The 24,261-nt window shown below is 60.4% G+C and carries 23 protein-coding genes and 2 pseudogenes; 12 read left to right on the plus strand and 13 right to left on the minus strand.

The window, feature by feature from the left end:
* Positions 1-93: 93 nt before the first annotated feature.
* Positions 94-1,301, plus strand: a pseudogene (gltS, locus tag ACZZ0K_RS24770) (sodium/glutamate symporter).
* Positions 1,302-1,369: 68 nt separating this feature from the next.
* On the opposite strand, the gene ACZZ0K_RS24775 reads toward gltS, so the two are convergent.
* Positions 1,370-2,149, minus strand: coding sequence for an exodeoxyribonuclease III (locus ACZZ0K_RS24775; protein WP_016772543.1), 780 nt, complete (start codon positions 2,147-2,149; stop codon positions 1,370-1,372).
* Positions 2,150-2,230: 81 nt separating this feature from the next.
* Between ACZZ0K_RS24775 and pyrE the strand changes: the two genes are divergently transcribed.
* Positions 2,231-2,875: an orotate phosphoribosyltransferase gene (gene pyrE / locus ACZZ0K_RS24780; protein WP_016772544.1), complete on the plus strand. Its 645-nt coding sequence runs from the start codon at positions 2,231-2,233 to the stop codon at positions 2,873-2,875.
* A gap of 226 nt (positions 2,876-3,101) precedes the next feature.
* Here pyrE and ACZZ0K_RS24785 read toward each other — a convergent pair whose 3' ends face one another.
* The 6 genes and pseudogenes from ACZZ0K_RS24785 to coaBC all read right to left on the minus strand — a co-directional run bounded on the left by ACZZ0K_RS24785 (position 3,102) and on the right by coaBC (position 8,126).
* Complete coding sequence (locus ACZZ0K_RS24785; protein ID WP_236167771.1) at positions 3,102-3,284, minus strand: hypothetical protein; 183 nt, start codon at positions 3,282-3,284, stop codon at positions 3,102-3,104.
* A gap of 115 nt (positions 3,285-3,399) precedes the next feature.
* Positions 3,400-3,630 carry a hypothetical protein gene (locus ACZZ0K_RS24790; protein WP_041476633.1) on the minus strand — a complete coding sequence of 77 codons (231 nt, stop codon included), beginning with the start codon at positions 3,628-3,630 and terminating at the stop codon, positions 3,400-3,402.
* A gap of 196 nt (positions 3,631-3,826) precedes the next feature.
* Complete coding sequence (argB, locus tag ACZZ0K_RS24795) at positions 3,827-4,732, minus strand: acetylglutamate kinase (protein WP_016772548.1); 906 nt, start codon at positions 4,730-4,732, stop codon at positions 3,827-3,829.
* A 17-nt stretch (positions 4,733-4,749) separates the two neighbouring features.
* A pseudogene (locus tag ACZZ0K_RS24800) lies at positions 4,750-6,153 on the minus strand (phosphomannomutase/phosphoglucomutase); the annotation flags it as partial.
* A gap of 303 nt (positions 6,154-6,456) precedes the next feature.
* The gene (gene dut / locus ACZZ0K_RS24805; RefSeq protein ID WP_041476635.1) at positions 6,457-6,912 is read right to left on the minus strand and encodes a dUTP diphosphatase; all 456 of its coding nucleotides are present in this window, start codon (positions 6,910-6,912) and stop codon (positions 6,457-6,459) included.
* 5 nt (positions 6,913-6,917) lie between these two features.
* Positions 6,918-8,126, minus strand: coding sequence for a bifunctional phosphopantothenoylcysteine decarboxylase/phosphopantothenate--cysteine ligase CoaBC (coaBC, locus tag ACZZ0K_RS24810; protein ID WP_016772551.1), 1,209 nt, complete (start codon positions 8,124-8,126; stop codon positions 6,918-6,920).
* A gap of 133 nt (positions 8,127-8,259) precedes the next feature.
* Here coaBC and radC point away from each other — a divergent pair, with 133 nt between their 5' ends.
* Positions 8,260-8,934: a RadC family protein gene (gene radC / locus ACZZ0K_RS24815; protein WP_041476636.1), complete on the plus strand. Its 675-nt coding sequence runs from the start codon at positions 8,260-8,262 to the stop codon at positions 8,932-8,934.
* Between the two features lie 145 nt (positions 8,935-9,079).
* On the opposite strand, the gene ACZZ0K_RS24820 is transcribed toward radC, so the two are convergent.
* Entirely contained in the window at positions 9,080-10,666 is a 1,587-nt protein-coding gene (locus tag ACZZ0K_RS24820) for an ABC transporter substrate-binding protein (RefSeq protein WP_150742912.1), read from the minus strand.
* Between the two features lie 446 nt (positions 10,667-11,112).
* On the opposite strand from ACZZ0K_RS24820, the gene rpmB reads away from it, so the two are divergent.
* Both rpmB and rpmG read left to right on the plus strand, forming a co-directional pair.
* Positions 11,113-11,346: a 50S ribosomal protein L28 gene (gene rpmB, locus ACZZ0K_RS24825; RefSeq protein WP_007920377.1), complete on the plus strand. Its 234-nt coding sequence runs from the start codon at positions 11,113-11,115 to the stop codon at positions 11,344-11,346.
* Between the two features lie 11 nt (positions 11,347-11,357).
* Positions 11,358-11,513 carry a 50S ribosomal protein L33 gene (gene rpmG, locus ACZZ0K_RS24830; protein WP_016772554.1) on the plus strand — a complete coding sequence of 52 codons (156 nt, stop codon included), beginning with the start codon at positions 11,358-11,360 and terminating at the stop codon, positions 11,511-11,513.
* A 202-nt stretch (positions 11,514-11,715) separates the two neighbouring features.
* Here the strand turns inward: rpmG and ACZZ0K_RS24835 are convergent, their stop codons facing one another.
* Entirely contained in the window at positions 11,716-12,078 is a 363-nt protein-coding gene (locus ACZZ0K_RS24835; RefSeq protein ID WP_150742913.1) for a cupin domain-containing protein, read from the minus strand.
* 236 nt (positions 12,079-12,314) lie between these two features.
* Between ACZZ0K_RS24835 and ACZZ0K_RS24840 the strand changes: the two genes are divergently transcribed.
* Both ACZZ0K_RS24840 and ACZZ0K_RS24845 read left to right on the plus strand, forming a co-directional pair.
* Complete coding sequence (locus ACZZ0K_RS24840; protein WP_041476638.1) at positions 12,315-13,808, plus strand: aldehyde dehydrogenase; 1,494 nt, start codon at positions 12,315-12,317, stop codon at positions 13,806-13,808.
* Positions 13,809-14,068: 260 nt separating this feature from the next.
* Positions 14,069-15,211, plus strand: a complete 1,143-nt coding sequence (locus tag ACZZ0K_RS24845) for an MFS transporter (protein ID WP_041476639.1) — start codon at positions 14,069-14,071, stop codon at positions 15,209-15,211.
* A gap of 85 nt (positions 15,212-15,296) precedes the next feature.
* On the opposite strand, the gene ACZZ0K_RS24850 is transcribed toward ACZZ0K_RS24845, so the two are convergent.
* On the minus strand, positions 15,297-16,865 hold the full coding sequence (locus ACZZ0K_RS24850; protein ID WP_217864871.1) for a phospholipase D family protein: 1,569 nt from the start codon (positions 16,863-16,865) through the stop codon (positions 15,297-15,299).
* A 61-nt stretch (positions 16,866-16,926) separates the two neighbouring features.
* Entirely contained in the window at positions 16,927-18,348 is a 1,422-nt protein-coding gene (locus tag ACZZ0K_RS24855; RefSeq protein WP_076564538.1) for an aminotransferase-like domain-containing protein, read from the minus strand.
* Between the two features lie 175 nt (positions 18,349-18,523).
* Between ACZZ0K_RS24855 and ACZZ0K_RS24860 the strand changes: the two genes are divergently transcribed.
* Positions 18,524-18,766 carry a DUF1127 domain-containing protein gene (locus ACZZ0K_RS24860; RefSeq protein WP_041476642.1) on the plus strand — a complete coding sequence of 81 codons (243 nt, stop codon included), beginning with the start codon at positions 18,524-18,526 and terminating at the stop codon, positions 18,764-18,766.
* 120 nt (positions 18,767-18,886) lie between these two features.
* Here the strand turns inward: ACZZ0K_RS24860 and ACZZ0K_RS24865 are convergent, their stop codons facing one another.
* Positions 18,887-20,197, minus strand: coding sequence for an NAD(P)/FAD-dependent oxidoreductase (locus tag ACZZ0K_RS24865; RefSeq protein ID WP_236167768.1), 1,311 nt, complete (start codon positions 20,195-20,197; stop codon positions 18,887-18,889).
* 146 nt (positions 20,198-20,343) lie between these two features.
* Between ACZZ0K_RS24865 and ACZZ0K_RS24870 the strand changes: the two genes are divergently transcribed.
* A complete protein-coding gene (locus ACZZ0K_RS24870; RefSeq protein WP_041476668.1) occupies positions 20,344-20,697 on the plus strand; it encodes a YkgJ family cysteine cluster protein in 354 nt (117 codons plus the stop codon).
* 120 nt (positions 20,698-20,817) lie between these two features.
* Here the strand turns inward: ACZZ0K_RS24870 and ACZZ0K_RS24875 are convergent, their stop codons facing one another.
* On the minus strand, positions 20,818-21,306 hold the full coding sequence (locus tag ACZZ0K_RS24875) for an Lrp/AsnC ligand binding domain-containing protein (RefSeq protein WP_010465173.1): 489 nt from the start codon (positions 21,304-21,306) through the stop codon (positions 20,818-20,820).
* Positions 21,307-21,458: 152 nt separating this feature from the next.
* Here ACZZ0K_RS24875 and dadA point away from each other — a divergent pair, with 152 nt between their 5' ends.
* The 3 genes from dadA to alr all read left to right on the plus strand — a co-directional run bounded on the left by dadA (position 21,459) and on the right by alr (position 24,255).
* On the plus strand, positions 21,459-22,763 hold the full coding sequence (dadA, locus tag ACZZ0K_RS24880) for a D-amino acid dehydrogenase (RefSeq protein WP_122506211.1): 1,305 nt from the start codon (positions 21,459-21,461) through the stop codon (positions 22,761-22,763).
* Positions 22,735-23,088, plus strand: a complete 354-nt coding sequence (locus tag ACZZ0K_RS24885) for a RidA family protein (RefSeq protein ID WP_258707340.1) — start codon at positions 22,735-22,737, stop codon at positions 23,086-23,088. Before dadA ends, ACZZ0K_RS24885 begins: the two co-directional genes overlap by 29 nt.
* 93 nt (positions 23,089-23,181) lie before the next feature.
* Entirely contained in the window at positions 23,182-24,255 is a 1,074-nt protein-coding gene (alr, locus tag ACZZ0K_RS24890; RefSeq protein WP_236167918.1) for an alanine racemase, read from the plus strand.
* Positions 24,256-24,261 lie beyond the last annotated feature (6 nt).

Here is a 24,261-nt window from a genome sequence, read left to right on the forward strand (position 1 = left end):
TCCCCAGTAATCAGTGTTGAGAAAATCAGCCGGTTCACCCGTCGAGCCCAGGTAAACGCTCGCCTCGTGAATACTTAGCCAAGAATAATCCACATGATTGAGCTCGATTTCTACGGCACGCTCGTGGCCGCTTCTTTAGTACTGCTGCTCGGACGCGGACTTGTTACGCGTGTCGGCTTTCTGCGAAGTTACAATATTCCTGAACCGGTAGCGGGTGGCCTGGTGGTTGCCGTGCTCCTGTTGATATTGCGCACTTTCGACATTGAAGTGCGCTTCGATACATCATTGCAAACCCCCTGATGTTGGCTTTCTTTGCCACCATTGGCTTGAGTGCTGACCTTGCCAGTCTGAAGAAGGGCGGCCGCATAGTCGGTATCTTCCTGCTGGCGGTCATTGGCTTGCTGGTGGTGCAAAATGCCATGGGTATCGGCTTGGCAACCCTGCTCGGGCTCGACCCTTTGATGGGCTTGCTGACGGGCTCGATCACGCTGGCCGGCGGCCACGGCACTGGCGCGGCATGGGGCGCGGTGTTCAGCGAGAAATATGGCCTGGCGTCGGCTTCAGAGCTGGCGCTGGCCTCAGCGACGTTCGGTCTGGTGCTGGGTGGTCTGATCGGTGGGCCCGTTGCCCGGTTGCTGATCAAGCGCGTGCAAGTGCCGGGTTGCAATCCGCAACAAGCGCCGCGACTGCCAAGAGGTTTTGAACAGCCAAACAAGGAACGCTCAATCACGCCGTTTTCGTTCGTCGAGACGCTGGCGCTGATTGCCGTCAGCCTGCTCGCTGGCAACCTTCTGAATGGCGTTCTGCATGGCACTGCGTTCGAACTGCCGACGTTTGTTTGCGTGCTGTTTGTAGGTGTGGTGTTGCGCAACAGTCTGTCAGCACTTGGCTTGTATCAGGTGTTCGAACGTGAAGTTTCCGTGCTCGGCAATGTCAGCCTCTCGCTGTTTCTGGCGATCGCGCTGATGTCGCTGAAGCTTTGGGATCTGGCGGCGTTGGCATTGCCGATCTTCATCATTCTGGCCGTGCAGGCGCTGGTCATGGCGCTGTTCGCGATTTTCGTAACGTTCCGGGTGATGGGCGCCAACTACGATGCCGCAGTGCTGGCCGCGGGACATTGCGGCTTCGGTCTGGGTGCCACGCCTACGGCCATTGCCAACATGCAAGCGGTGACGCAGCGCTATGGCCCTTCGCAAATCGCGTTTCTGGTGGTGCCGATGGTAGGAGCGTTCTTCATCGATATCGTTAACGTCATCGTGATCAAGCTGTACCTGGCCTTGCCATTCTTCGCTGCGGTTTAGGAAGCACGGCGCATAAAAAATGCCCGCATCTCACGATGCGGGCATTTTCTTTGGCTGCGATACGACGCTTAGATGGTCAGCGTCCAGTCGTAGTCGACGATCAGCGGCGCGTGCTGCGAAAACCGTGGCTGACGCGGCAGGCGTGCACTGCGCACCGAGCGACGCAGGCCCGGGGTCAGGATCTGATAATCGAAACGCCAGCCCAGATTGAGCATCTCGGCCTGTTCGTTATCCGGCCACCAGCTGTACTGATCGCCTTCGCGGCTGACTTCGCGCAGCGCATCGACATAGCCCATGTTGCCGACAATCTCGTCCATCCAGGCGCGTTCCGGCGCCAGGAAGCCTGGAGATTGCTGGCTGTCGCGCCAGTTCTTGATGTCGAGCTTCTGCTGCGCAACGTACAGCGAGCCACAGTAAATGTACTCGCGACGTTTGCGTCGCTGTTTGTCCAGGTACTTGCCGAAATCGTCCATGAGCTTGAACTTCTGGTTCAAGTCCTCATCGCCGTTCATCCCCGAAGGAAACAGCAAGGTGGCAATACTGACTTTGTCGAAATCTGCTTGCAGGTAGCGCCCGTAGCGGTCGGCCGTCTCGAAACCGAGACCGCTGATGACAGCCTTCGGTTGCAACCGCGAATACAAAGCCACGCCGCCTTGGGCAGGGACTTCAGCATCGCAGGCATAAAGGAAGTAGCCATCCAGTTGGAAGGCTGGGTCATCCAGTTCAAAGGCGGAGGCACGGGTGTCCTGCAGGCAGATGACGTCGGCATTCTGGGCTTGCAGCCAACTGAGCAAACCGCGCTCGACTGCCGCCTGAATACCATTGACGTTCACACTGATGATCCGCATAAATGGCCCCAAAAATCGCGTGCGTGTATGATACACGGCGTCAAGCTAATTAGCTAAATCCGTGGTATTTGGGGTTTTTTCATGCAAGCGTATCAGCGCGATTTCATTCGTTTTGCCATCGATCGCGGCGTTTTGCGCTTCGGTGAGTTCACCCTGAAGTCCGGGCGCACCAGTCCCTACTTCTTCAACGCCGGCCTGTTCAACTCGGGTTCGGCCCTGGCGCAGCTGGGGCGTTTCTACGCCGCCGCCATCGCCGAGAGCGGCATTTCTTTCGACGTTCTGTTTGGCCCGGCTTATAAAGGCATTCCGCTGGCGGCCACGACCGCCGTTGCGCTGGCCGAACATCACGGCCGTGACCTGCCATGGTGCTTCAACCGTAAGGAAGCCAAGGCCCACGGCGAGGGCGGCAGCCTGGTTGGCGCGCCGCTGACTGGCGAAGTCTTGATCATCGACGACGTGATCACCGCCGGCACCGCCATTCGTGAAGTGATGCAGATCATCGCTTCCCAAGACGGCGCCAAAGCCGCCGGTGTGCTGATCGCGCTGAACCGCCAGGAGCGTGGCAACGGCGAATTGTCGGCCATCCAGGAAGTCGAGCGCGACTTCGGCATTCCGGTGATCAGCATCGTCTCGCTGAATCAGGTGTTGGAGTTCCTCGCCGACGATCCGCAGCTCAAGCAACACCTCCCAGCCGTGGAAGCGTACCGCGCCCAATTTGGCGTGTGATACGCACCTGTAGGAGCTGCCGAAGGCTGCGATCTTTGATCTTGTTTTTCAGGATCAAGATCAAAAGATCGTCCGATCGCGGCCCGAGCCTTCGGCAGCTCCTACAGTGGTCTACGCAGTTTTTGCCATTTGATCAGCAGTCTCAGCGCCAGTCCTGAGCGCCGGCCACGCCAGATTGAACATGAACGTAGTCAGGGTCAGCAGCAAGCCACTGACCGCGACGATGTCACTGAACGGCATTCAGACCCAGCGTCGCGCAGAGCAATGCGTGGGAATCTTCGCTGATCTCGAACTGTCCAGCGCGGCCCTTGCGTTTGGTGATGGGTTTGAAGGTCGGCTCGTTCTGGGTGATGAGCATGTTCAATTCATCGCGAATCACGTCGAGCTGATCACCACCAGAAAAGCGCATGGGCGATTTCGGCGTCGCCGATGCGCAAGGTCTTTTTCACCGGTTCCTTCTGTTCCTGCTCGAAAGCGTCGGCGTCGATCGTGAACGAGATCTGCATGGCTCAGGCGCTCCGGGATTATTTTTTGCTGGCAGCCGGCTTTTCGGTTTTTTCCGGGTACGGATCTTGAGGGGCGTCACCTTGGCCGGTGAGGGTTTTCCAGCCGTTCAGGACATGCGCCGTCTTGCGAAACTGCGGGCAGGGCGGCATTGAAGTCTTGGCTTGATTGGAATAACGATGACCGCAGTCCACGCATTCGTAGGTGCCTGCTGAAACATCGCTGCCGTAGGGAACGTAATCTTTCTGCATGAGTGAATCTCCGTTGGATGAGGGGAAGATCCTATGGAGATTTGTTCTGGAGGGATGTCGGACGTTTCGCTGTGTCGAGTCAGGCTTTTCCTGCGCGCACAAAAAAGATCGCAGCCTTCGTCAGCTCCTACAGAAATTTCGCATTAACGAAATTTGCAGGCGCTGCCGCAGACAGCGATCTCCGGTGTATCAGCGATCAGGGACGCTTGCGATTACTGATCAGCGTACCCACGCCAGTATCGGTGAAGATTTCCAGCAGGATCGCGTTCGGCACACGACCGTCGATGATCAACGAACTACCTACGCCACCCTGAACCGCTTCCAGTGCGCAGCGGATCTTCGGCAGCATGCCGCCGTAGATCGTGCCATCGGCGATCAGGTCGTCGACCTGCTGCGTGCTCAGGCCGGTCAACACGGTGCCCGACTTGTCCATCAGGCCGGCAATGTTGGTCAGCAGCATCAGCTTTTCAGCTTTCAGTGCTTCGGCAACCTTGCCCGCCACCAGGTCGGCGTTGATGTTGTACGACTCGCCGTTCTCACCGACGCCAATCGGCGCGATGACCGGGATGAAGTTGCCTTTGACCAGCAGGTTCAGCAGCTCGGTATTGATGCCGACGACTTCGCCGACATGGCCGATGTCGATGATTTCCGGCTGGGTCATCTCCGGGGTCTGGCGGGAGACGGTGAGCTTCTTTGCCCGGATCAGCCCGGCATCCTTACCGGTCAGGCCGATGGCGCTGCCGCCATGGCGGTTGATCAGGTTGACGATGCTCTTGTTGACCTGACCGCCAAGGACCATTTCCACCACGTCCATGGTCGCCGCGTCGGTAACGCGCATGCCGTCGACGAAGTGGCTTTCGATCGACAGGCGCTTGAGCAGATCACCGATCTGCGGGCCGCCACCGTGCACGACCACCGGGTTGATGCCCACGGCTTTCATCAGCACGATGTCGCGGGCGAAGCCGGTTTTCAGCTCCTCGCTTTCCATCGCGTTGCCGCCGTATTTGATCACCAGGGTCTTGCCGACATAGCGTCGGATGTAAGGCAGCGCTTCGGACAGGACCTTGGCAGTGTTGGCGGCGGCTTCGCGTTCGAGGGTCATTCAGGGCTCCGGGTGGATCAGAACGGTAGTTGGAGATCAGGTGCAACGCGTTTCAGTTGGGCGTGGAACACATCCTTGATGCGCTGCAATTCAGCCTCGTCATCGGCCTCGAAGCGCAGCACCAGCACCGGTGTGGTGTTGGACGCGCGCACCAGGCCCCAGCCTTTGGCGTAATCGACACGCACGCCGTCGATGGTGGTCAGGTCGGCGCCTTCGCCCCACTGAGCATCGTGCAGTGCATCAATGATGCTGAATTTGCTCTCTTCGGTCACATGGATATTGATTTCCGGCGTGGAAATATCGTTCGGAAAGGTCGCAAACAGCTCTTCAGCAGTGGATTTTTCCTTGCTGAGGATCTCCAGCAGACGTGCGGCGCTATAGATGCCGTCGTCGAAACCGAACCAGCGTTCCTTGAAGAAGATGTGCCCGCTCATTTCGCCGGCCAACAGCGCGCCGGATTGTTTCATTTTCTTTTTGATCAACGAGTGACCGGTCTTCCACATTAGCGGCCGACCACCGTATTCCTTGATCAATGGCACCAGGCGACGGGTGCATTTGACGTCGAAGATGATTTCCGCGTCCGGGTTGCGCGCCACTACGTCGCGAGCGAACAGCATCAGTAGGCGATCCGGGTAGACGATGCTGCCGGTATTGGTCACCACGCCAACGCGGTCGCCGTCACCGTCGAAGGCCAGGCCGATATCGGCGTTGGTCTCTTTGACTTTGGCAATCAGGTCTACGAGGTTTTCCGGTTTGCCCGGATCCGGGTGATGGTTCGGGAAGTTGCCGTCGACTTCGCAGAACAGCGGGATGACTTCGCAGTTCAGCGCTTCGATCAGTTGCGGGGCGATCACGCCGGCCGCGCCGTTGCCGCAGTCGACCACGACTTTCAGGCGGCGGGCCAGTTTGATGTCCTGGACGATTTCGGTGTTGTAGCGGTCGAGGATTTCGACCTGAGTGACGCTGCCCTGGCCGCTGCTCAGGTCATTGTTCTTGATGCGCTCGTGGAGCACCTGAATCTGCTCGTTGGCGAGGGTGTCGCCGGCGATGACGATTTTGAAGCCGTTGTAGTTCGACGGATTGTGGCTACCGGTGAGCATCACCCCGGACTTGCCGGCCAGCACGTTGGCGGCGTAGTACAGCGCTGGCGTTGGCACCAGGCCGACATCGCTGACGTGGCAACCGCTCTCGGCGATGCCGCGAATGAGTTCCGCGACCAGCTCCGGGCCGGACAGGCGACCGTCACGACCGACCGACACGTTCGGTTCACCCTGGGCCAGGCTCTGCGAGCCGATGGCGCGACCGATCCAGTAGGCGGTTTCACCGTTGAGGTATTCCGGCACGGTGCCACGAATGTCGTAGGCGCGGAAAATGCTGTCAGGCAGCGTCGGGGCGATCTTGGCGGGGGTGCTCATCTGTGGACATGCTCCATCTCGAAAAGGGCGGGACAGACCGGCGAAAGATTCGACGGCAGGCTCAAACTGAAGGGTATGACGGCGTTTTCCACAGAGAGTTCGTGCTATGAAAGGGCCATGACGCCCCGGCTGGCGTGGCTTTCGGCCGGCAAAACCTTGATTTACGGTGTTAAAACCTGCTGCCGATATAGCGCATTTTTTGTGGCGAGGGGATTTATCCCCGATGGGCTGCGCAGCAGACCCAAAATCTTGGGGCCGCTTCGCAGCCCAACGGGGATAAATCCCCTCACCACCATAATTTCTATCCGGTTATTTGGTGCCAGTGTGGCCAAAGCCGCCGGTACCGCGCTCGGTCTCGACAAACTCTTCAACCATTTCGAAATGCGCCTGCACCACCGGTACCAGCACCAATTGCGCCAGGCGTTCGCCGACGGTCATGGTGAAGTCGCTCTGGCCGCGGTTCCAGCAGGAGACCATCAGCGGGCCCTGGTAATCGGAGTCGATCAGGCCGACCAGATTGCCCAGCACGATGCCATGTTTGTGGCCCATGCCCGAGCGCGGCAGGATCAGCGCGGCGAGATTCGGGTCGCCGATGTACACCGACAGGCCGGTAGGAATCAGCACGGTTTCACCCGGTTTGATCACGATGTCCTGTTCCAGCATGGCGCGCAGGTCGAGGCCGGCGGAGCCCGGCGTGGCGTATTGCGGCAGCGGGAATTCGCTACCGATGCGTGGATCGAGGATCTTGGCTTGCAAAGCGTGCATGTAAATTAAACCTGGTTCAGACGTTCGGCGATAAAAGTGACCAGTTGGCGAGCGATCTTGCTCTTGCTGGTCTGGGCGAAAACCGTGGCGTGCAGCTCACGGTCGATGACGCTGCAGGCGTTTTCTTCGCTGTTGAAACCGATGCTCGGGTTGGCGACGTCGTTGGCGACGATCAGATCGAGATTCTTGTCCTTCAGCTTGCGTGCAGCGTAGTCGAGCAGGTGTTCGGTTTCGGCGGCGAAGCCGACACTGAACGGACGGTCGGGACGGGTCGCGATAGTGGCAAGGATGTCCGGGTTGCGCACCATTTGCAGGACGAAGCCGTCACCGCTCGTAGGATCTTTCTTGAGTTTATGCGGGGCGACGACTTCAGGGCGGTAGTCCGCCACCGCTGCCGACGAGATGAACACGTCGCAAGGCATGGCCGATTCGCAGGCGGCGAGCATGTCGCGGGCGCTGACCACATCGATCCGCGTCACGCGATCAGGCGTCGGCAAGTGCACCGGGCCGCTGATCAAAGTGACACGGGCGCCGGCTTCCACGGCTGCTTCGGCGAGGGCAAAACCCATTTTGCCGGAGCTGTGGTTGGTGATGTAGCGCACCGGATCGATGTTTTCCTGAGTCGGGCCGGCGGTGATCACCACATGCTTGCCGGTCAGGGCCTGGCGCTGGAAGCAATCAGCGGCGAGCAGGGCCAGATCGGTGGCCTCCATCATGCGGCCCATGCCGACGTCGCCGCAGGCCTGGCTGCCCGAGGCCGGGCCGAAAGTCTTCAGGCCACGGCTTTCCAGCAGTTGCAGGTTGGCCTGGGTCGCCGGGTCGCGCCACATCGCCTGATTCATTGCTGGCGCGACAGCAACCACGGCGTCGGTGGCCAGCACCAAGGTGGTCAGCAGATCGTTGGCGATGCCTTGGGCCAGACGGGCGATCAGGTCGGCGGTGGCCGGGGCGATCAGCACCAGATCGGCCCATTTCGCCAGCTCGATATGACCCATGGCGGCTTCGGCGGCAGGGTCGAGCAAGTCGAGGTGAACCGGGTGGCCCGACAGGGCCTGCATGGTCAGCGGGGTAATGAATTCGGCGCCGCCATGGGTCATGACCACGCGCACTTCGGCACCCTGGTCGATCAGGCGGCGAACCAGATCGGCGCTCTTGTAGGCCGCAATGCCGCCGCCGACGCCCAGAACGATGCGTTTCCGATACAGCCGCTGCATAGGTCTGCCTTTCATTTCGTTGATGACGGCGGCGCGATACCCCTCCCCAGGGTTGAATCGACCGCCAAAAAGATGGGCTACGATATCACAGCGACCGCTACGGAACAGCGGCGCCCACAGACAAGGAGGTGCTATGAGTATTCGCGATTGGCCGGCGGCGGAACGGCCTCGGGAAAGGCTGTTGGAACACGGCGCAGGGAGTCTTTCGGACGCTGAGTTGTTGGCGATTTTTCTGCGCACCGGATTGCCCGGAAAAAGCGCTGTGGACCTCGCCAGACATCTGCTGACGCAATTCGGTGGCCTGCGTTTGCTGCTCGAGGCCGATCAGGACGCATTCAGCAAACAACTGGGCCTCGGCCCCGCCAAGTTCGCGCAGCTGCAAGCCGCGCAGGAAATGAGCAAGCGCCATCTGGCCGAGCGCTCACGACAGAAACCGGCACTGGAGAACCCTCAGGTCGTCCGCGATTACCTCAAGGCGATGCTGCGGCATGAGCCGCACGAGGTGTTCGGCTGCCTGTTTCTCGATTCAAAGCATCAGGTGCTTAATTTCGAGGCGCTGTTTCGCGGCTCGATCGACAACACCAGCGTGCACCCACGGGAGGTGGTGAAGCGGGCGCTGGCCAATAACGCGGCGGCGGTGATCCTGTGTCACAACCATCCGTCCGGCAACACCGATCCTAGTCAGGCCGATCGGCTGCTGACCAAGCGCCTGCAGAAAGCGCTGGAGCTGATTGACGTGCGAGTGCTCGATCACTTCATCGTCGGAGACGGCGAACCGCTGTCGATGGCGGAGTGTGGCTGGATGTAGTTCTCGGCGCCGATTCTGGACCTTGTGGGAGCGAGCCTGCTCGCGAAGGCGTTTTATCAGTCAGCATCATTGTTTGCTGAATGACCGCTTTCGCGAGCGGGCTCGCTCCCACAGATTGTTTCCATCCACCGGTGTGTCAGGCAGGTTATTTGAGGCTGACCTTGGAATAATCCTGGCGGCCGAACGGGCTGACGGAATAACCCTGAACATCCTTGCGCGTCAAAGCGTAGGCCGTCGGGTGCGCCAGTGGCAGCCACAATGCCTGCTGCTGGATCTGCGCTTGTGCCTGCTCATACAGCTTGGTGCGCACGCCTTGCTCGCTGGTGGTCTTGCCGGCGCTGATCAGCTTGTCCAGATCGGCGTTGCAGTACCGCGCGAAGTTGGTCCCGGACTTCACTGCTGCGCAGGAAAATTGCGGGGTGAGGAAGTTGTCCGGGTCGCCGTTGTCGCCGGCCCAGCCCATGAACAGCAGATCATGTTCGCCGGCCTTGGCGCGACGAATCAGTTCGCCCCATTCGATCACACGAATTTCTGCCTGGATGCCGATCTCGGCCAGATCCGATTGCAGCATCTGCGCGCCGAGGCTTGGGTTCGGGTTGAGCAGGCTGCCCGATGGCCGCGTCCAGATTGTGGTCTGGAAGCCGTCCTTCAAGCCGGCCTTGGCCAGCAAAGCCTTGGCCTTGGCCACGTCGTGCGGATAGCCCGGCAGGTTCTTCGCGTAGCTCCAGGTGTTCGGCGGGTATGGCCCATTGGCTGCCTCGGCGGTGTCTTCGAACACGGCTTTGATGTAGTTGGCCTTGTCGAAGGCGAGGTTGATCGCCTGACGCACTTCCGGCTTGTCCAGCGGCGGATGCTGGCTGTTAATGCCCACGAAAGCGGTCATGAACGCGTCAGTCTTTTCGACTTTCAGCGTCGGTTCCTTCAGCGCGGCCTGTACATCCAATGGTTTCGGCGACAGGGCGATCTGGCACTCATTGCGCCGCAGCTTTTGCAGGCGCACGTTGGCGTCCGGCGTGATGGCGAAGATCAACGGGTCGACGGCAGGCTTGCCATGGAAATAATCCGGGTTGGCCTTGTAGCGAATCGCCGCGTCTTTCTGGAAGCGATTGAACACGAACGGACCGGTGCCGATCGGCTGGCTGTTGAGTTTGTCGGTGGCGCCGGCCTTCATCAGTTTGTCGGCGTATTCGGCGGAATAGATCGAGGCGAAACCCATGCTCAGGGTCGCGAGGAAGGTCGAATCTGGATGATCAAGCGTGAAGCGCACGGTGAGCGGGTCAAGGGCGTCGATCTTTTTGATCAGGGTTGGCAACTGCATCGACTGCGCATGGGGGAAGCCGCTCTGGGCGACTTTGTGCCACGGGTTGGCCGGGTCGAGCATGCGGTCGAAGCTGAATTTGACGTCTTCGGCACTCAGCTCGCGGCTCGGCTTGAAGTAATCGGTTGTGTGAAATTTCACCTGCGGGTGCAGTTTGAACACATAGGTGAGGCCGTCGGTGCTGACTTCCCAGCTGTCGGCAAGGCTCGGAATGACCTTGCCGCTGGCGGTGTCGAAATCCACCAGGCGGTTCATCAATACGTCAGCCGAAGCATTGGTGGTGGTCAGTGAGTTGTACTGCACCACGTCGAACCCTTCAGGGCTGGCCTCGGTGCACACGCTCAACGCGGCGGCCTGGGCAAGGGGGCTCAGCAGGAGCGGGGCGAGCAACAGGGGTAGGGCAGCGAGGCGCATGGTCGGTTTCCTTTACAGATCGAAGGCCCATCTGCAAGTGCAGTCTGGAAAAGTCCTACCCTAGAGCTCTGAATTGCAAATGACTATCCCCTTTTTGCATTTTCAGGCGCACTCTTGCGCGGTTTCTAGCGTGGGCCGCCCGATGAAAAGTCTGAATCGCCTGTAGGACGGGATTTCTGCGACGAGTGGTCAAAACTGGCCGCAGCCTTTGTCCAAGGCGTCTGCGGCGGAAAAAATCGCCCTTTTGCCGATTGATTGCACACCGATTGTTGTTGCACCCCGGTCTTTCTGGTATAAAGCAGCGCTCTTTTCTAGGGGCCCGGTTCCTTCACTGTAGGTGTAGCCGGTAAGACCTCTAAAGAAACGCGGCGCCTGGCGCCAAATGACTGAGAGATTAAGCGGCCAACCCATGCCGGGTTGGGCATGTGGTTTTAGAGGGCTGAGGCATGTCGAGAGTATGTCAAGTTACCGGTAAGGGTCCGGTGACTGGGAATAACATTTCCCACGCAAACAACAAAACCCGTCGTCGTTTCCTGCCGAACCTGCAGCATCACCGCTTCTGGGTTGAAGAAGAGAAACGTTTTGTGCGTCTGCGCGTATCTGCCAAAGGCATGCGTATCATCGACAAGCGTGGCATCACTGTCGTGCTCGCCGAACTTCGCCGCGATGGCAAGATTTAAGGGAGCTAATCATGCGTGAATTGATTCGTTTGATCTCGAGCGCCGGTACTGGTCACTTCTACACTACCGACAAGAACAAGCGTACTACCCCGGACAAAATCGAGATCAAGAAATATGATCCGGTTGTTCGCAAGCACGTGATGTACAAGGAAGGCAAAATCAAGTAATTGATTTTTCCTGACTGCGAAAAAGGCCCGTATCGTGAGATACGGGCCTTTTTTTGCCTTGGATTCTGCGGTGACCGGTTAGGCCTTATCGCTGGCAAGCCAGCTCCCACATTGATTGCCGGTCTTCACAGAACCTGTGTCATGCACAAAACCTGTGGGAGCTGGCTTGCCAGCGATGAGGGCCGATCAGCCAGCAAACATCTCAAGCCTTCTGTTCAAAGATCACATAAACCTTGCGGCAAGCCTCCAGCACTTCCCAGGTGCCGCGAAAACCCGCCGGGATCACGAAGCGATCGCCAACGCGCAAGGTCTTGGCATTGCCATCGCTGTCACGCAATACCGAAACCCCCTGCAGAATCTCGCAGTACTCATTCTCGGTGTAATTCACCGTCCACTGGCCCACCGCGCCTTCCCACACACCAACACCCATTTGCCCACAAGGGCTGTCGTATTGATGAAACACCGCCTGCTCAGGATCGCCCTTGAGCACTTTCGCCGGGTCCGGGCGATAACGCTCGGCTTCGCTGCTGGCGAGGCTGATGTCGACGACGTTCTGGATGTTCATTGTTGTTTTCTCCGTTAATGACGGCGCGTTGGCTGGAATGAGCCAAAGTCTATGTTTATTAAAATGAACACCGCAAGGCCGTATGGCCAGCTTATGTCAAATATATTGAAACAAACCCGGTCGCTGGTTTAGGGTGGCGGGTGCCTCGGGCCGAAAGTGCAGGCTGGCCGGGCAGAATTCTTGAACAGCGCCGCAGCGCTTGCGGTGCTCGTATTCAATAAGAGGAGGACACCCGAATGACCACCCTGACTCGTGCCGACTGGGAACAACGCGCCCGCGATCTGAAAATCGAAGGCCGCGCCTTCCTGAATGGCGAATACACCGACGCCGTTTCCGGCGAAACCTTCGAATGCATCAGCCCGGTCGATGGCCGCTTGCTCGGCAAGATCGCCAGCTGCGACGCCGCCGATGCTGACCGTGCTGTAGAAAACGCCCGCGCCACCTTCAACTCCGGCGTCTGGTCGCGCCTGGCGCCGACCAAACGCAAAGCCACCATGATCCGCTTCGCCAGCCTGCTGAAACAGCACGCCGAAGAACTCGCGCTGCTGGAAACCCTCGACATGGGCAAGCCGATCAGCGATTCGCTGTACATCGACGTGCCGGGTGCGGCGCAGGCGCTGAGCTGGAGCGGTGAAGCGATCGACAAGATCTACGACGAAGTCGCCGCGACCCCACATGATCAACTGGGCCTGGTGACTCGCGAGCCGGTGGGCGTGGTCGGCGCTATCGTGCCGTGGAACTTCCCGCTGATGATGGCTTGCTGGAAACTCGGCCCGGCGCTGTCGACCGGCAACTCGGTGATCCTCAAGCCGTCGGAAAAATCGCCGCTGACCGCCATCCGTATCGCTGCGCTGGCCATTGAAGCCGGGATTCCGAAAGGCGTGCTCAATGTGCTGCCGGGCTATGGCCACACTGTCGGCAAGGCGCTGGGTCTGCATAATGATGTCGACACGCTGGTCTTCACCGGCTCGACCAAGATCGCCAAGCAACTGATGGTCTACGCCGGCGAATCGAACATGAAGCGCGTCTGGCTGGAGGCCGGCGGCAAGAGCCCGAACATCGTCTTCGCCGATGCGCCGGATCTGCAGGCCGCCGCTGAATCCGCCGCCAGCGCCATCGCCTTCAACCAGGGCGAAGTCTGCACCGCCGGTTCGCGTCTGCTGGTCGAGCGCTCGATCAAGGACAAATTCCTGCCGATGGTGATCGAGGCGCTGAAAACCTGGAAGCCGGGCAATCCGCTGGACCCGGCGACCAACGTCGGTGCGCTGGTCGATACCCAGCAGATGAACACCGTGCTGTCGTACATCGAATCCGGCCATAGCGATGGCGCCAAACTGGTCGCCGGCGGCAAGCGCATTCTCCAGGAGACCGGTGGCACTTACGTCGAGCCAACCATTTTCGATGGTGTGAGCAATGCGATGAAGATTGCTCAGGAAGAGATTTTCGGCCCAGTGTTGTCGGTGATCGCTTTCGACAGCGCCGAAGAAGCCATCCAGATTGCCAACGACACGCCATACGGTCTGGCCGCAGCGGTGTGGACCCAGGACATCTCCAAGGCGCACCTGACCGCCAAGGCTTTGCGCGCCGGTAGCGTGTGGGTCAACCAGTACGATGGCGGCGACATGACCGCGCCGTTCGGTGGCTTCAAGCAGTCGGGCAACGGTCGCGACAAATCGCTGCACGCCTTCGACAAGTACACCGAGCTGAAGGCGACGTGGATCAAGCTGTAAGACGTTAGCGAGCCCGGTCACTCCGGGCTTCCTGACCAAACAGAGATCCGCTGTGGGAGCGAGCCTCTGTGGTGAGGGGATTTATCCCCGTTCGGCTGCGAAGTAGTCGCTAAACCATTGCACGCGGTGTACCTGGTACATCGTGGTTGCAGGTTTTGGGGCCGCTGCGCGACCCAACGGGGATAAATCCCCTCGCCACAGGGGCTCGCTCCCACAGTGATTTTGTGGTGCATATAAAAATATCCACAGGAGCGTGGAACATGCGGTGGGCGACGTATTTCGCCGTGTTGGCGTCTGTCTTGAGTGTCGGCCTGGCCCTGGGGGTCAGCATGCCGCTGGTGTCGTTGCGTCTGGAAGGCTGGGGCTACGGCTCGTTCGCCATCGGTGTGATGGCAGCCATGCCGGCAATAGGCGTGCTGCTGGGGGCGAAGGTTTCCAGCCATCTCGCCGCGTATTTCGGCACGGCGAACCTGATGCGCCTGTGCCTGTGGGCCGGGGCATTGTCGATCGGCCTGCTGGCGCTGCTGCCGAGTTATCCGATCTGGTTGCTGCTGCGGTTGCTGATCGGTGTGATCCTGACCATCGTGTTCATCCTCGGCGAGAGCTGGATTAATCAGCTGGTGGTCGAGCAGTGGCGCGGGCGTCTGGTGGCGCTGTATGGCAGCAGCTATGCGCTGAGCCAGCTGTCCGGTCCGTTGCTGCTGGGTGCGCTGGGTACCGAGCATGATTACGGTTTCTGGGTCGGGGCCGGTCTGCTGACGCTCTCGCCTTTCCTGCTGCTGGGGCGCAGCGGCGCGCCGAGCAGCGAGGCCAACAGCGTCACGTTTGGTGATCTGTGGGGCTTCGCCCGTGAGCTGCCGGCGATTGCCTGGGCGGTGTCGTTGTTCGCCGCGTTCGAGGCGATGATCCTGACGCTGCTGCCGGTGTACTGTCTGCAACAGGGGTTCACCGCCGAAATCGCGCTGGCCATGGTCAGCACCGTGGTGGTCGGCGATGCGCTGCTGCAATTGCCGATCGGCGCATTGGCCGATTACCTGTCGCGGCGCACGCTGTTTGCTGGTTGCGCTGTGGTGTTGATGCTGTCGAGTCTGGCCATTCCGATGTTGCTCGACACGCTGCTGATCTGGCCGCTTTGGGTGCTGTTCGGCGCCAGTGCCGGCGGCTTGTTTACCCTGTCGTTGATTCTGATTGGCGAGCGTTATCGTGACGATGCGCTGGTGCGCGCCAATGCGCATATTGCCCAGTTGTGGGGTGTCGGTTGTCTGGTCGGGCCGTTGGCGGCGGGGGCGGGGAGTCAGTGGATCAACGGGCATGCGTTGCCACTGTTGATGGCGGCGGGGGCTTTCGGGTTGGTTATCCTGTTGTTGCGCCAGGGCGCCTTCGGCAAAATCCAGACTGCTTGAGATCAAAGATCACAGCCTTCGGCAGCTCCTACAGGGCAAACGCATTTCCAACTGTAGGAGCTGCCGAAGGCTGCGATCTTTGCTTTTACAGCATCCGCTCCAGGCCGACGCTGGTGCTGAACCATGAGTTGAAGCGCCGCCACCAGCTCCCCGGTTCCTTGGTCAGGGTATGCATCTGGCCGTTGTCCTCGGTGACCCAGACGACCTTGCCGTCCTCGAGTTTCGCCTGATAACTCAAGGTTGGCGCCATGCCTTGCAGTGCCAGTGCGCGCACATGCTCGGCCAGTTCCGGGCTGTCCACCAGGACGCCGACCTCGGTGTTCCACAGCACCGAGCGCGGGTCGAAATTGAACGAGCCGATAAACGATTTGCGTCGATCAAAGATCATCGCCTTGCTGTGCAGGCTGGAATCCGAGCCGCGAAACGACTTGCTGTAGAACACGCGTGGCCCGCTGCCGTAGTTATCCCCAGGCTGGCGGCGCAACTCATAGAGTTTCACCCCGTGTTCAAGCAACGCCTTGCGATAGGGCGCGTAACCGCCATGCACCGCCGGCACGTCGGTAGCCTCCAGCGAATTGGTCAGCAGACTTACGGAGACCCCGGCATCGGCGCGCCCAGTCAGGTAAACCAGCCCCGGCTGACCCGGCACGAAGTAGGCGGAAATCATGATCAGCTCTTTGCTGACGCCGGTCAGTTCCGGCGCCAGTTGCGTGGTCAGCAGCAGATGCGGATCGGGTTCGCCCTTGGACAGGACCTTGCTCGGCGCATCCCACAAGGCCTGGTTCCAGGCCCAGATCAGCTCTCTGCGCCAGATGTCCATGCGCGGGTCGGTGGTGAACTTCATCAACTGCTGATACAGCGCGTGGTTCTGCTTGCGGGTTTCTTCCAGCGATTCTTCCAGGCGCGTGCGCGTGTTTTGCAGGTCGGCGGCGGTCGGTTGGCTGGAGAGAAATTCGTCGATCGGCTTGCTCAGCGCGCTGTTCCAGTACTGGTCGAAACTGTGCCCGAGCTGCTCGGCCACCGGGCCGATGCTGAGCATGTCGATGTCGGTGAAATTCAGGTTGGCTTCGGCGTCGAAATATTCATCGCCCAGATTGCGCCCGCCGACGATGGCCGCGCTGTTGTCCGCCAGCCACAACTTGTTGTGCATGCGCCGATGCTGCACGGACAGATTGAACAGTCGCCCGGCCGCGCGTGTTACGCCGGTGCTGCGCCCCAGGTGCAACGGATTGAACAAACGAATCTGGATCTGCGGATGTGCCGCAAGGGTCGCGATGATCTGGTCGAGGCCGTCGCTGGTGGTGTCGTCGAGCAGGATGCGCACGCGCACGCCACGGTCGGCAGCCTTGAGTACTTCCTCCACCAGCATTCGCGTGCTGATGCCGTCATGGACGATGTAGTACTGCAAATCGAGGCTGACCTGCGCATGACGAATCAGCTCGGCGCGGGCGGTAAACGCCTCGCCGCTGTCGGAGAGCAGGCGAAACCCCGACTGCCCCTTGTAGGGTGCGGCCTGAGCCTGAATCGAACGGCCGAAGCTGGAGTCCGACGCCGGCAGGGCCTGGCTCGGTTCGCGCGGCACATCAAGGCTGGCGCAGCCGCTGAGGAACGAGGCGAGTATCAGTAAAGCGAGTAAGGGCTGTCTGAAGCTCACGTAGGGTCGTTCCGGTTGGCGGCTGAGGTCGGCAATTTGGACGCCGGGCGCGCAAAAAAGGTCAGTCGGTCTCAGCGAGTAATTTGATTGCCGCAGCGCCGACCTTGCGCACCGCTTCTTCGATTTGCGCTGTTGGTTTGGCAGCGTAGTTCATCCGCAAACAATTGCGGTACTTGCCCGAGGCGGAAAAGATGCTGCCGACAGCAATCTGTACGCCCTGATCGTGCAACGCGCGATTCAGTTTCAGCGTGTCGAAACCTTCCGGCAGTTCCACCCAGAGCATGAAGCTGCCCTGCGGGCGACTGGCGCGGGTGCCGGCCGGGAAATAGCGCGTCACCCAGTCGATCATCGCGTCACGATTGCGTTGGTACTGCATGCGCATACGCCGCAAGTGCGGCTCGAAATGGCCGGCCTTGATGAATTCGGCGATAGCGATCTGCGGTTGTGGCGCGGTGGAGCCGGTGCTGATGTATTTCATGTGCAGCACTCGCTCCAGATATCGGCCCGGCGCCACCCAGCCGATGCGCAGCCCCGGCGCCAGGGTCTTGGAGAACGAGCTGCAGAGCAACACGCGGCCGTCTTCGTCGAAGGATTTGATCGTACGCGGGCGCGGGTAGGTATAGGCCAGCTCGCCATACACATCATCTTCGATGATCGCCACGTCGAAACGCTGGGCGAGCGTCAACAACGCGCGTTTGCGCGACTCGGGCATGACGTAGCCGAGCGGGTTGTTGCAGTTTGGGGTGAGCTGAATGGCCTTGATCGGCCACTGTTCCAGCGCCAGTTCCAGGGCGTCGAGGCTGATCCCGGTGAGCGGGTCGGTGGGGATTTCCAGGGCTTTCATGCCCAGGCCTTTGAGGGTCTGCATGGCGCCGTGAAAACTCGGCGAGTCCACCGCGACGATGTCGCCCGGCTCGCAGATCGCATGGATGCTGGTGGAGAGCGCTTCGTGGCAGCCAGTGGTGATCACCAGATCGCTGGCGCTCAACTGACAGCCGGAATCGAGCATCAGCCGTGCGATCTGTTCGCGCAGTTCGAGGTTGCCGTGGATGTTGTCGTAATACAGACCAGGCATGTCCTGCCGGCGGCTGATTCGCGCCAGCCCGCGCAGCAGCGGCTTCATGGTAGGTGAGCCAACATCGGGCATGCCACGTCCCAATTGCACGACGTCCTTGCGCGGTACGGCGCGAATGAGTTCCAGCACCTGATCCCATTGCGAAATCTCTACCGGCCGTTGCGCGGGGCGGCCTACTGCGGGCAGCTCCGGCAATTCGCGTCCTACGGGGACAAAATAGCCGGACTTGGGTTTTGGCGTGGCCAGACCGCTGTCTTCAAGCACGCGATAGGCCTGCTGCACCGTGCTCAGACTGACTCCGTGTTCGATGCTCAAGGCACGCACCGACGGCAAGCGATCACCGGGGCGGTAGAAGCCTTGTTCGATGCGGGTGCCGAGCAATTCGGCGAGGTTTACATACAGAGTCATGGTGGCCTCGGTGCGTCTTGGTGAAAACCAGTACAGATGCGGCAAAAATCAGTCATTCAGTCGATGAATCGGCAAATCTGTATGGAGTTAATACTGGTTCTTTGAGTCTGTAATGGTTTTGCTCGCCCGCGCATCATGGAATCTCTGGCTACCCAAGTAAACAGGAGCAACGAAAATGAACGGCTTGAGCGATGTGCGGCTGACGTTACACAGTCAGGAACTGGCGGCAGGGCAAAAGGACAACGCGCGCAATCTGCTGCGTAACGCGCCGTCCGGCCTCAGTCGCTGGGATCTGTTCTGGCATCGTCTGCACACGCGTAAGGCGTTGCTCGGCCTGACACCGGAGCAGCTCAAGGATGTCGGGTTGACGCGGGAGCAGGCAAGGGAGGAGGGGTTGAAGCCGTTCTGGCGGATATGAATACCGCAGAGCGTTCCCATGCTCTGCGTGGGAACGCCGGCCCGGACGCTCTGCGTCCGCTGTGACGCAGAGCGTCACTGGATGCATTCCCGCGCGGAGCGTGGGAACGATCCTGATTCGTCAGACCAACTCTTTCAGCCGATGCCACAACATCCCCAACGCCAACAACGGCGAGCGCAAGTGCTTACCGCCGGGGAAGGTGATGTGCGGCACCTTGGCGAACAGATCAAAGCCGCCGCCATGCTGCCCGCTGATCGCCTCGGCCAGCAGCTTGCCGGCCAGGTGTGTGGCATTCACCCCATGCCCTGAATAGGCCTGGGCGTAATACACGTTCGGCTGGTCGGCGAGCCGGCCAATCTGCGGCAAGCGGTTGGCACCGATGCCGATCATCCCGCCCCACTGATAATCGATTTTCACCCCGGCCAGTTGCGGGAACACTTCAAGCATCTTCGGTTGCATATAGGCGCCGATGTCTTTCGGATCGCGTCCCGAGTAATGACATGCGCCGCCAAACAACAAGCGTCGATCCGCCGAGAGCCGGTAGTAATCCAGCGCCACCCGCTGATCGCAGACCGCCATGTTCTGCGGCAGCAGGTTGTGCGCCTGCTCTGCGCTCAACGGTTCGGTGGCGATGATGTAGCTGCCGGCGGGCAGGACCTTGCCGCTCAGTTGCGGGTTGAGGTCATGGAGATAGGCATTGCAGCCCAGCACCAGAGTCTTCGCCCGCACCGAGCCTAGCGCGGTGTGCACCTTCACTTCGGGGCCGTAATCGATGCGCGTCACTGCCGATTGCTCGAACAATTGCACGCCTAGTTGCTGCGCCGCTGCCGCTTCGCCCAGCGCCAGATTCAGCGGGTGCAGATGCCCGGAACCCATGTCGATCAAACCGCCGACATAGCGCTTGGAACCGACCACGGTGTGCATTTCACTGGCCTGCAACAGACGGGTTTCGTAGCGATAACCCAGGCTGCGGAGTTCTTCGGCATCTTCGGCAAAACCGTCGAGATCGGAAGGCTTGTTGGCGAGGTCGCAGTAGCCCCAGGTCAGGTCGCAGGCAATGCCGAAACGCTCAACGCGCCGACGGACAATCTCCACCGCTTCCAGGCCCATGAGTTTCATCTCGCGCACGCCCTCGGCACCGATGACATTGGCGAACTGGTCAAGGCCGTGACCGACACCGCGAATCAACTGCCCGCCGTTGCGACCGCTGGCGCCCCAGCCGATCCGGTGCGCTTCCAGCAACACTACGCTGAAACCGCGTTCGGCCAGTTCCAGCGCCGTGTTCAACCCGGAAAAGCCACCGCCGACCACGCAGACATCCGCCACCACCTCGCCTTGCAGCACGGGATGGTCAGGCTGCGGCAGGCTGCTGGCGGCGTAATAAGAGGCAACGTGGGGTTGGCTCGCGGTGGTCGGGGCGCGGGCGGTCATGGGCATCATCCAACGGCTGAGTGTCGAGAAAATTTGACGGAGCATAAGCCGCGCGCCCGAACGTGGGCAACATCGGTCGGCCTGCGGTGTCTGGATCCGGACTTTTGCGGCACAATCATCAGCCCGCCACTTTGGTCACCGTTTCGATGAGCTGCAACAGTCAGAAAATCCGCACCCTGCGTCAGCAGATCCCCACGTTCGACTGCGTGCCGGGCTGCCACGACTGCTGCGGCCCGGTGACCACGTCGCCCGAGGAAATGGCCCGGCTGCCGCGCAAATCCCGCGCCGAGCAGGATGCCGCGCTGGAAGAACTCAACTGTGTGCACCTGGGGCCGAATGGCTGCACGGTGTATGAAGAGCGGCCGCTGATCTGTCGATTGTTTGGTACGACCAAGACCCTGCCGTGCCCGAACGAGCGGCGGCCGGTGGAGTTGATACATCCACGGGTCGAGAAGCAGATTTTCGAGTACATGGCGGCGAATCGGCAGGTGTTGGTGTAAGCGATCGTTCCCACGCTCTGCGTGGGAATGCAGCCCGGGACGCTCTGCGTCTCAAAGGCCGAACGCGGAGCGTCCGAAGAGGCATTCCCACGCAGAGCGTGGGAACGATCATTGCGGTGATCAGTCCGGAATCGGCAGGCAAAGGCTCTCTTTCACCTCTTCCATGACGATATAGCTCTTCGATTCACGCACATGTGGCAGCTTCAACAGAATGTCGCCGAGCAGTTTGCGGTACGAGGCCATCTCGGAAATCCGCGCCTTCACCAAATAGTCGAAATCTCCTGAGACCAAATGGCACTCCAGCACATGCGGCAGCTTCAGCACCGCGCGTCTGAATTCTTCGAATGTGTCGCCGGATTTGTAGTCGAGGCTGATCTCGACGAACACCAGCAGGCTACCCTTCAAATGCTGGGGATTGAGCCGGGCGTTGTAGCCCATGATGATCCCCTCGCGCTCCAGGCGCCGCACGCGCTCGGTGCAGGGCGTGGTCGAGAGACCGACCTTTTCCCCGAGTTCGGTAAAGGAAATCCGCCCGTCCGCCTGGAGGATGCGCAGGATGTTGCGGTCGATCTTGTCCAGCTCACGTTTGGTCTGAGTGTTGGTACGCATAGGGGATGCGCCTCCGTGAAAAGGGTTTTTGCCGAGAATTGTCGCCAAATATAGGCGCTTATATAGTGAAAAGCACTGGCATTTCTTTTTACACTGCGCCCATCATTGCTCTAACAAACAGTTCGGCGAAAAGCCGCGATGAGGGATTGAAAATGCGCGTCATGGTCTTGGGTAGCGGCGTCATCGGTACCGCCAGTGCTTACTATCTGGCCCGTGCCGGGTTTGAAGTGGTGGTGGTCGACCGGCAGCCTGCTGCGGCCATGGAGACCAGTTTCGCCAACGCCGGCCAGGTCTCGCCGGGTTACGCCTCGCCGTGGGCCGCGCCGGGCGTGCCGCTCAAGGCCATCAAGTGGCTGCTGCAACGCCATGCGCCATTGGCGATCAAGGCCACCGCTGATATCGACCAATACCTGTGGATGGCGCAAATGCTGCGCAACTGCACCGCCAGCCGTTACGCGGTGAACAAGGAGCGCATGGTGCGTCTGTCCGAGTACAGCCGCGACTGCCTCGATGAATTGCGCGCCGAAACCGGTATCGCCTACGAAGGCCGCAGCCTCGGCACCACGCAGTTGTTCCGTACTCAGGCGCAACTGGATAACGCCGCCAAAGACATCGCCGTGCTGAAAGAATCCGGCGTGCCCTTTGAAGTCCTCGACCGCGCCGGCATCGCCCGCGTCGAACCGGCTCTGGCAGGCGTGACTGACATTCTCGCTGGCGCGCTGCGTCTGCCCAATGACCAGACCGGCGACTGCCAGATGTTCACCACGCGCCTCGCCGAAATGGCGCGCAAGCTCGGCGTGGAATTCCGTTTCGGCCAGGACATCCAGAAGCTCGATTACGCCGGTGATCGCATCAACGGCGTGTGGATCGACGGCAAGCTGGAAACCGCTGACCGCTACGTACTGGCGCTGGGCAGCTACTCGCCGCAGTTGCTCAAGCCGCTGGGCATCAAGGCCCCGGTGTATCCGCTCAAGGGCTACTCGCTGACCGTGCCGATCACCAACCCGGACATGGCGCCGACCTCGACCATTCTCGACGAGACCTACAAGGTCGCGATCACCCGTTTCGACAACCGCATCCGCGTCGGCGGCATGGCCGAGATCGCCGGTTTTGACCTGTCGCTGAACCCGCGTCGGCGCGAAACCCTGGAGATGATCGTCAACGACCTTTATCCTCAGGGCGGCAATCTGGCCGAAGCGAGTTTCTGGACCGGCCTGCGTCCGACCACGCCGGACGGTACGCCGATCGTTGGCGCCACGCCGTTCAAGAATCTGTTCCTCAACACCGGTCACGGCACGCTCGGCTGGACCATGGCCTGCGGTTCCGGCCGTTTGCTCGCCGACCTGATGGCGAAGAAAAAGCCGCAGATCAGCGCCGAAGGCCTCGATATTTCCCGTTACGGCAACCAGACCCAGGAGTCCGCAAAACATGTCAATCCAGCGCCAGCTCACCAATGAGCGCATGAGTCAGATCGTCAGCCACAACGGCACCGTGTATCTGGCCGGGCAGGTCGGCGACGACTTTGAAGCCGGAATTGAACAGCAGACCCGCGAGGTGCTCGCCAATATCGAGCGCCTGCTCGATCTGGCCGGGACGGACAAGCAGCATCTGTTGTCGGCGACGATCTACCTGAACGACATTGAAGCGCACTTCGCCGGGATGAACGCGGTGTGGGACCAGTGGCTGCCAAAAGGCGCCGCACCGGCCCGTGCCACCGTCGAAGCGAAGATGGCCAAGCCGAGCATTCTGGTGGAGATATCCATCGTCGCCGCGCTGCCATAACGTTTTACAGCTCCCTCTCCCGGTGCTGTTGGCGGTTCACGCCGTCAGTCGGCGCCGGTTTTTCTTCCCATGACCGCCCAGAAGTCTGCCGCCATGCGTCCTGCCCGTGCCCTGATCGACCTTCAAGCCCTGCGCCACAACTACCGAATTGCCCGCGAAGTCACCGGCGCCAAGGCGCTCGCCGTGATCAAGGCGGACGCCTACGGCCATGGCGCGGTGCGTTGCGCTCAGGCGCTGGAAGCCGACGCTGACGGTTTTGCCGTGGCCTGCATCGAAGAAGCATTGGAGCTGCGTGCTGCCGGAATTCGCGCGCCGGTACTGCTGCTGGAAGGCTTCTTCGAAGCCGATGAGCTGGCGTTGATCGTCGAGCATGATTTCTGGTGCGTGGTGCATTCGCTGTGGCAGCTCGAAGCGATCGAACAGGCAGTCCTGAGCAAACCGATCACGGTGTGGCTCAAGCTCGATTCCGGCATGCATCGCGTCGGCCTGCATCCGAAAGATTATCCAGCGGCCTATCAGCGTCTGCTGGCCAGCGGCAAAGTCGCGAAAATCGTGTTGATGAGCCACTTCGCCCGCGCTGATGAACTGCATGCGCAAAGCAGCACCGAGCAAGTCGCGGTGTTTGAAGCGGCGCGTCAGGGTCTGGCGGCGGAAGTCAGCCTGCGCAACTCGCCAGCCGTGCTCGGTTGGCCAGAAATCCAAAGCGACTGGGTACGCCCGGGCATCATGCTCTACGGCGCGACCCCGTTTGAAGAAGTCAACGCCGTGGCCGAACGCCTGCAACCGGTGATGACCCTCGAATCGAAAGTCATCAGCGTGCGTGAATTGCCGGCCGGCGAACCGATCGGCTATGGCGCCAGGTTCATCACCGACAAGCCAATGCGCATCGGCGTGGTCGCCATGGGCTACGCCGACGGTTACCCGCGTCAGGCGCCGACCGGCACGCCGGTGCTGGTGGCCGGCAAACTCAGCCGCCTGCTGGGGCGTGTGTCGATGGACATGCTCTGCATCGACCTGACCGACATACCGGAAGCGGGCCTCGGTTCCAACGTCGAACTGTGGGGCAAGAACATCCTCGCCAGCGATGTGGCGAAGTGGGCCGATACCATCCCGTATCAGATCTTCTGCAACCTGAAACGTGTGCCAAGGCTCTATTCCGAGGGTTGACGCCGC

Source organism: Pseudomonas sp. AC255, assembly GCF_979258175.1.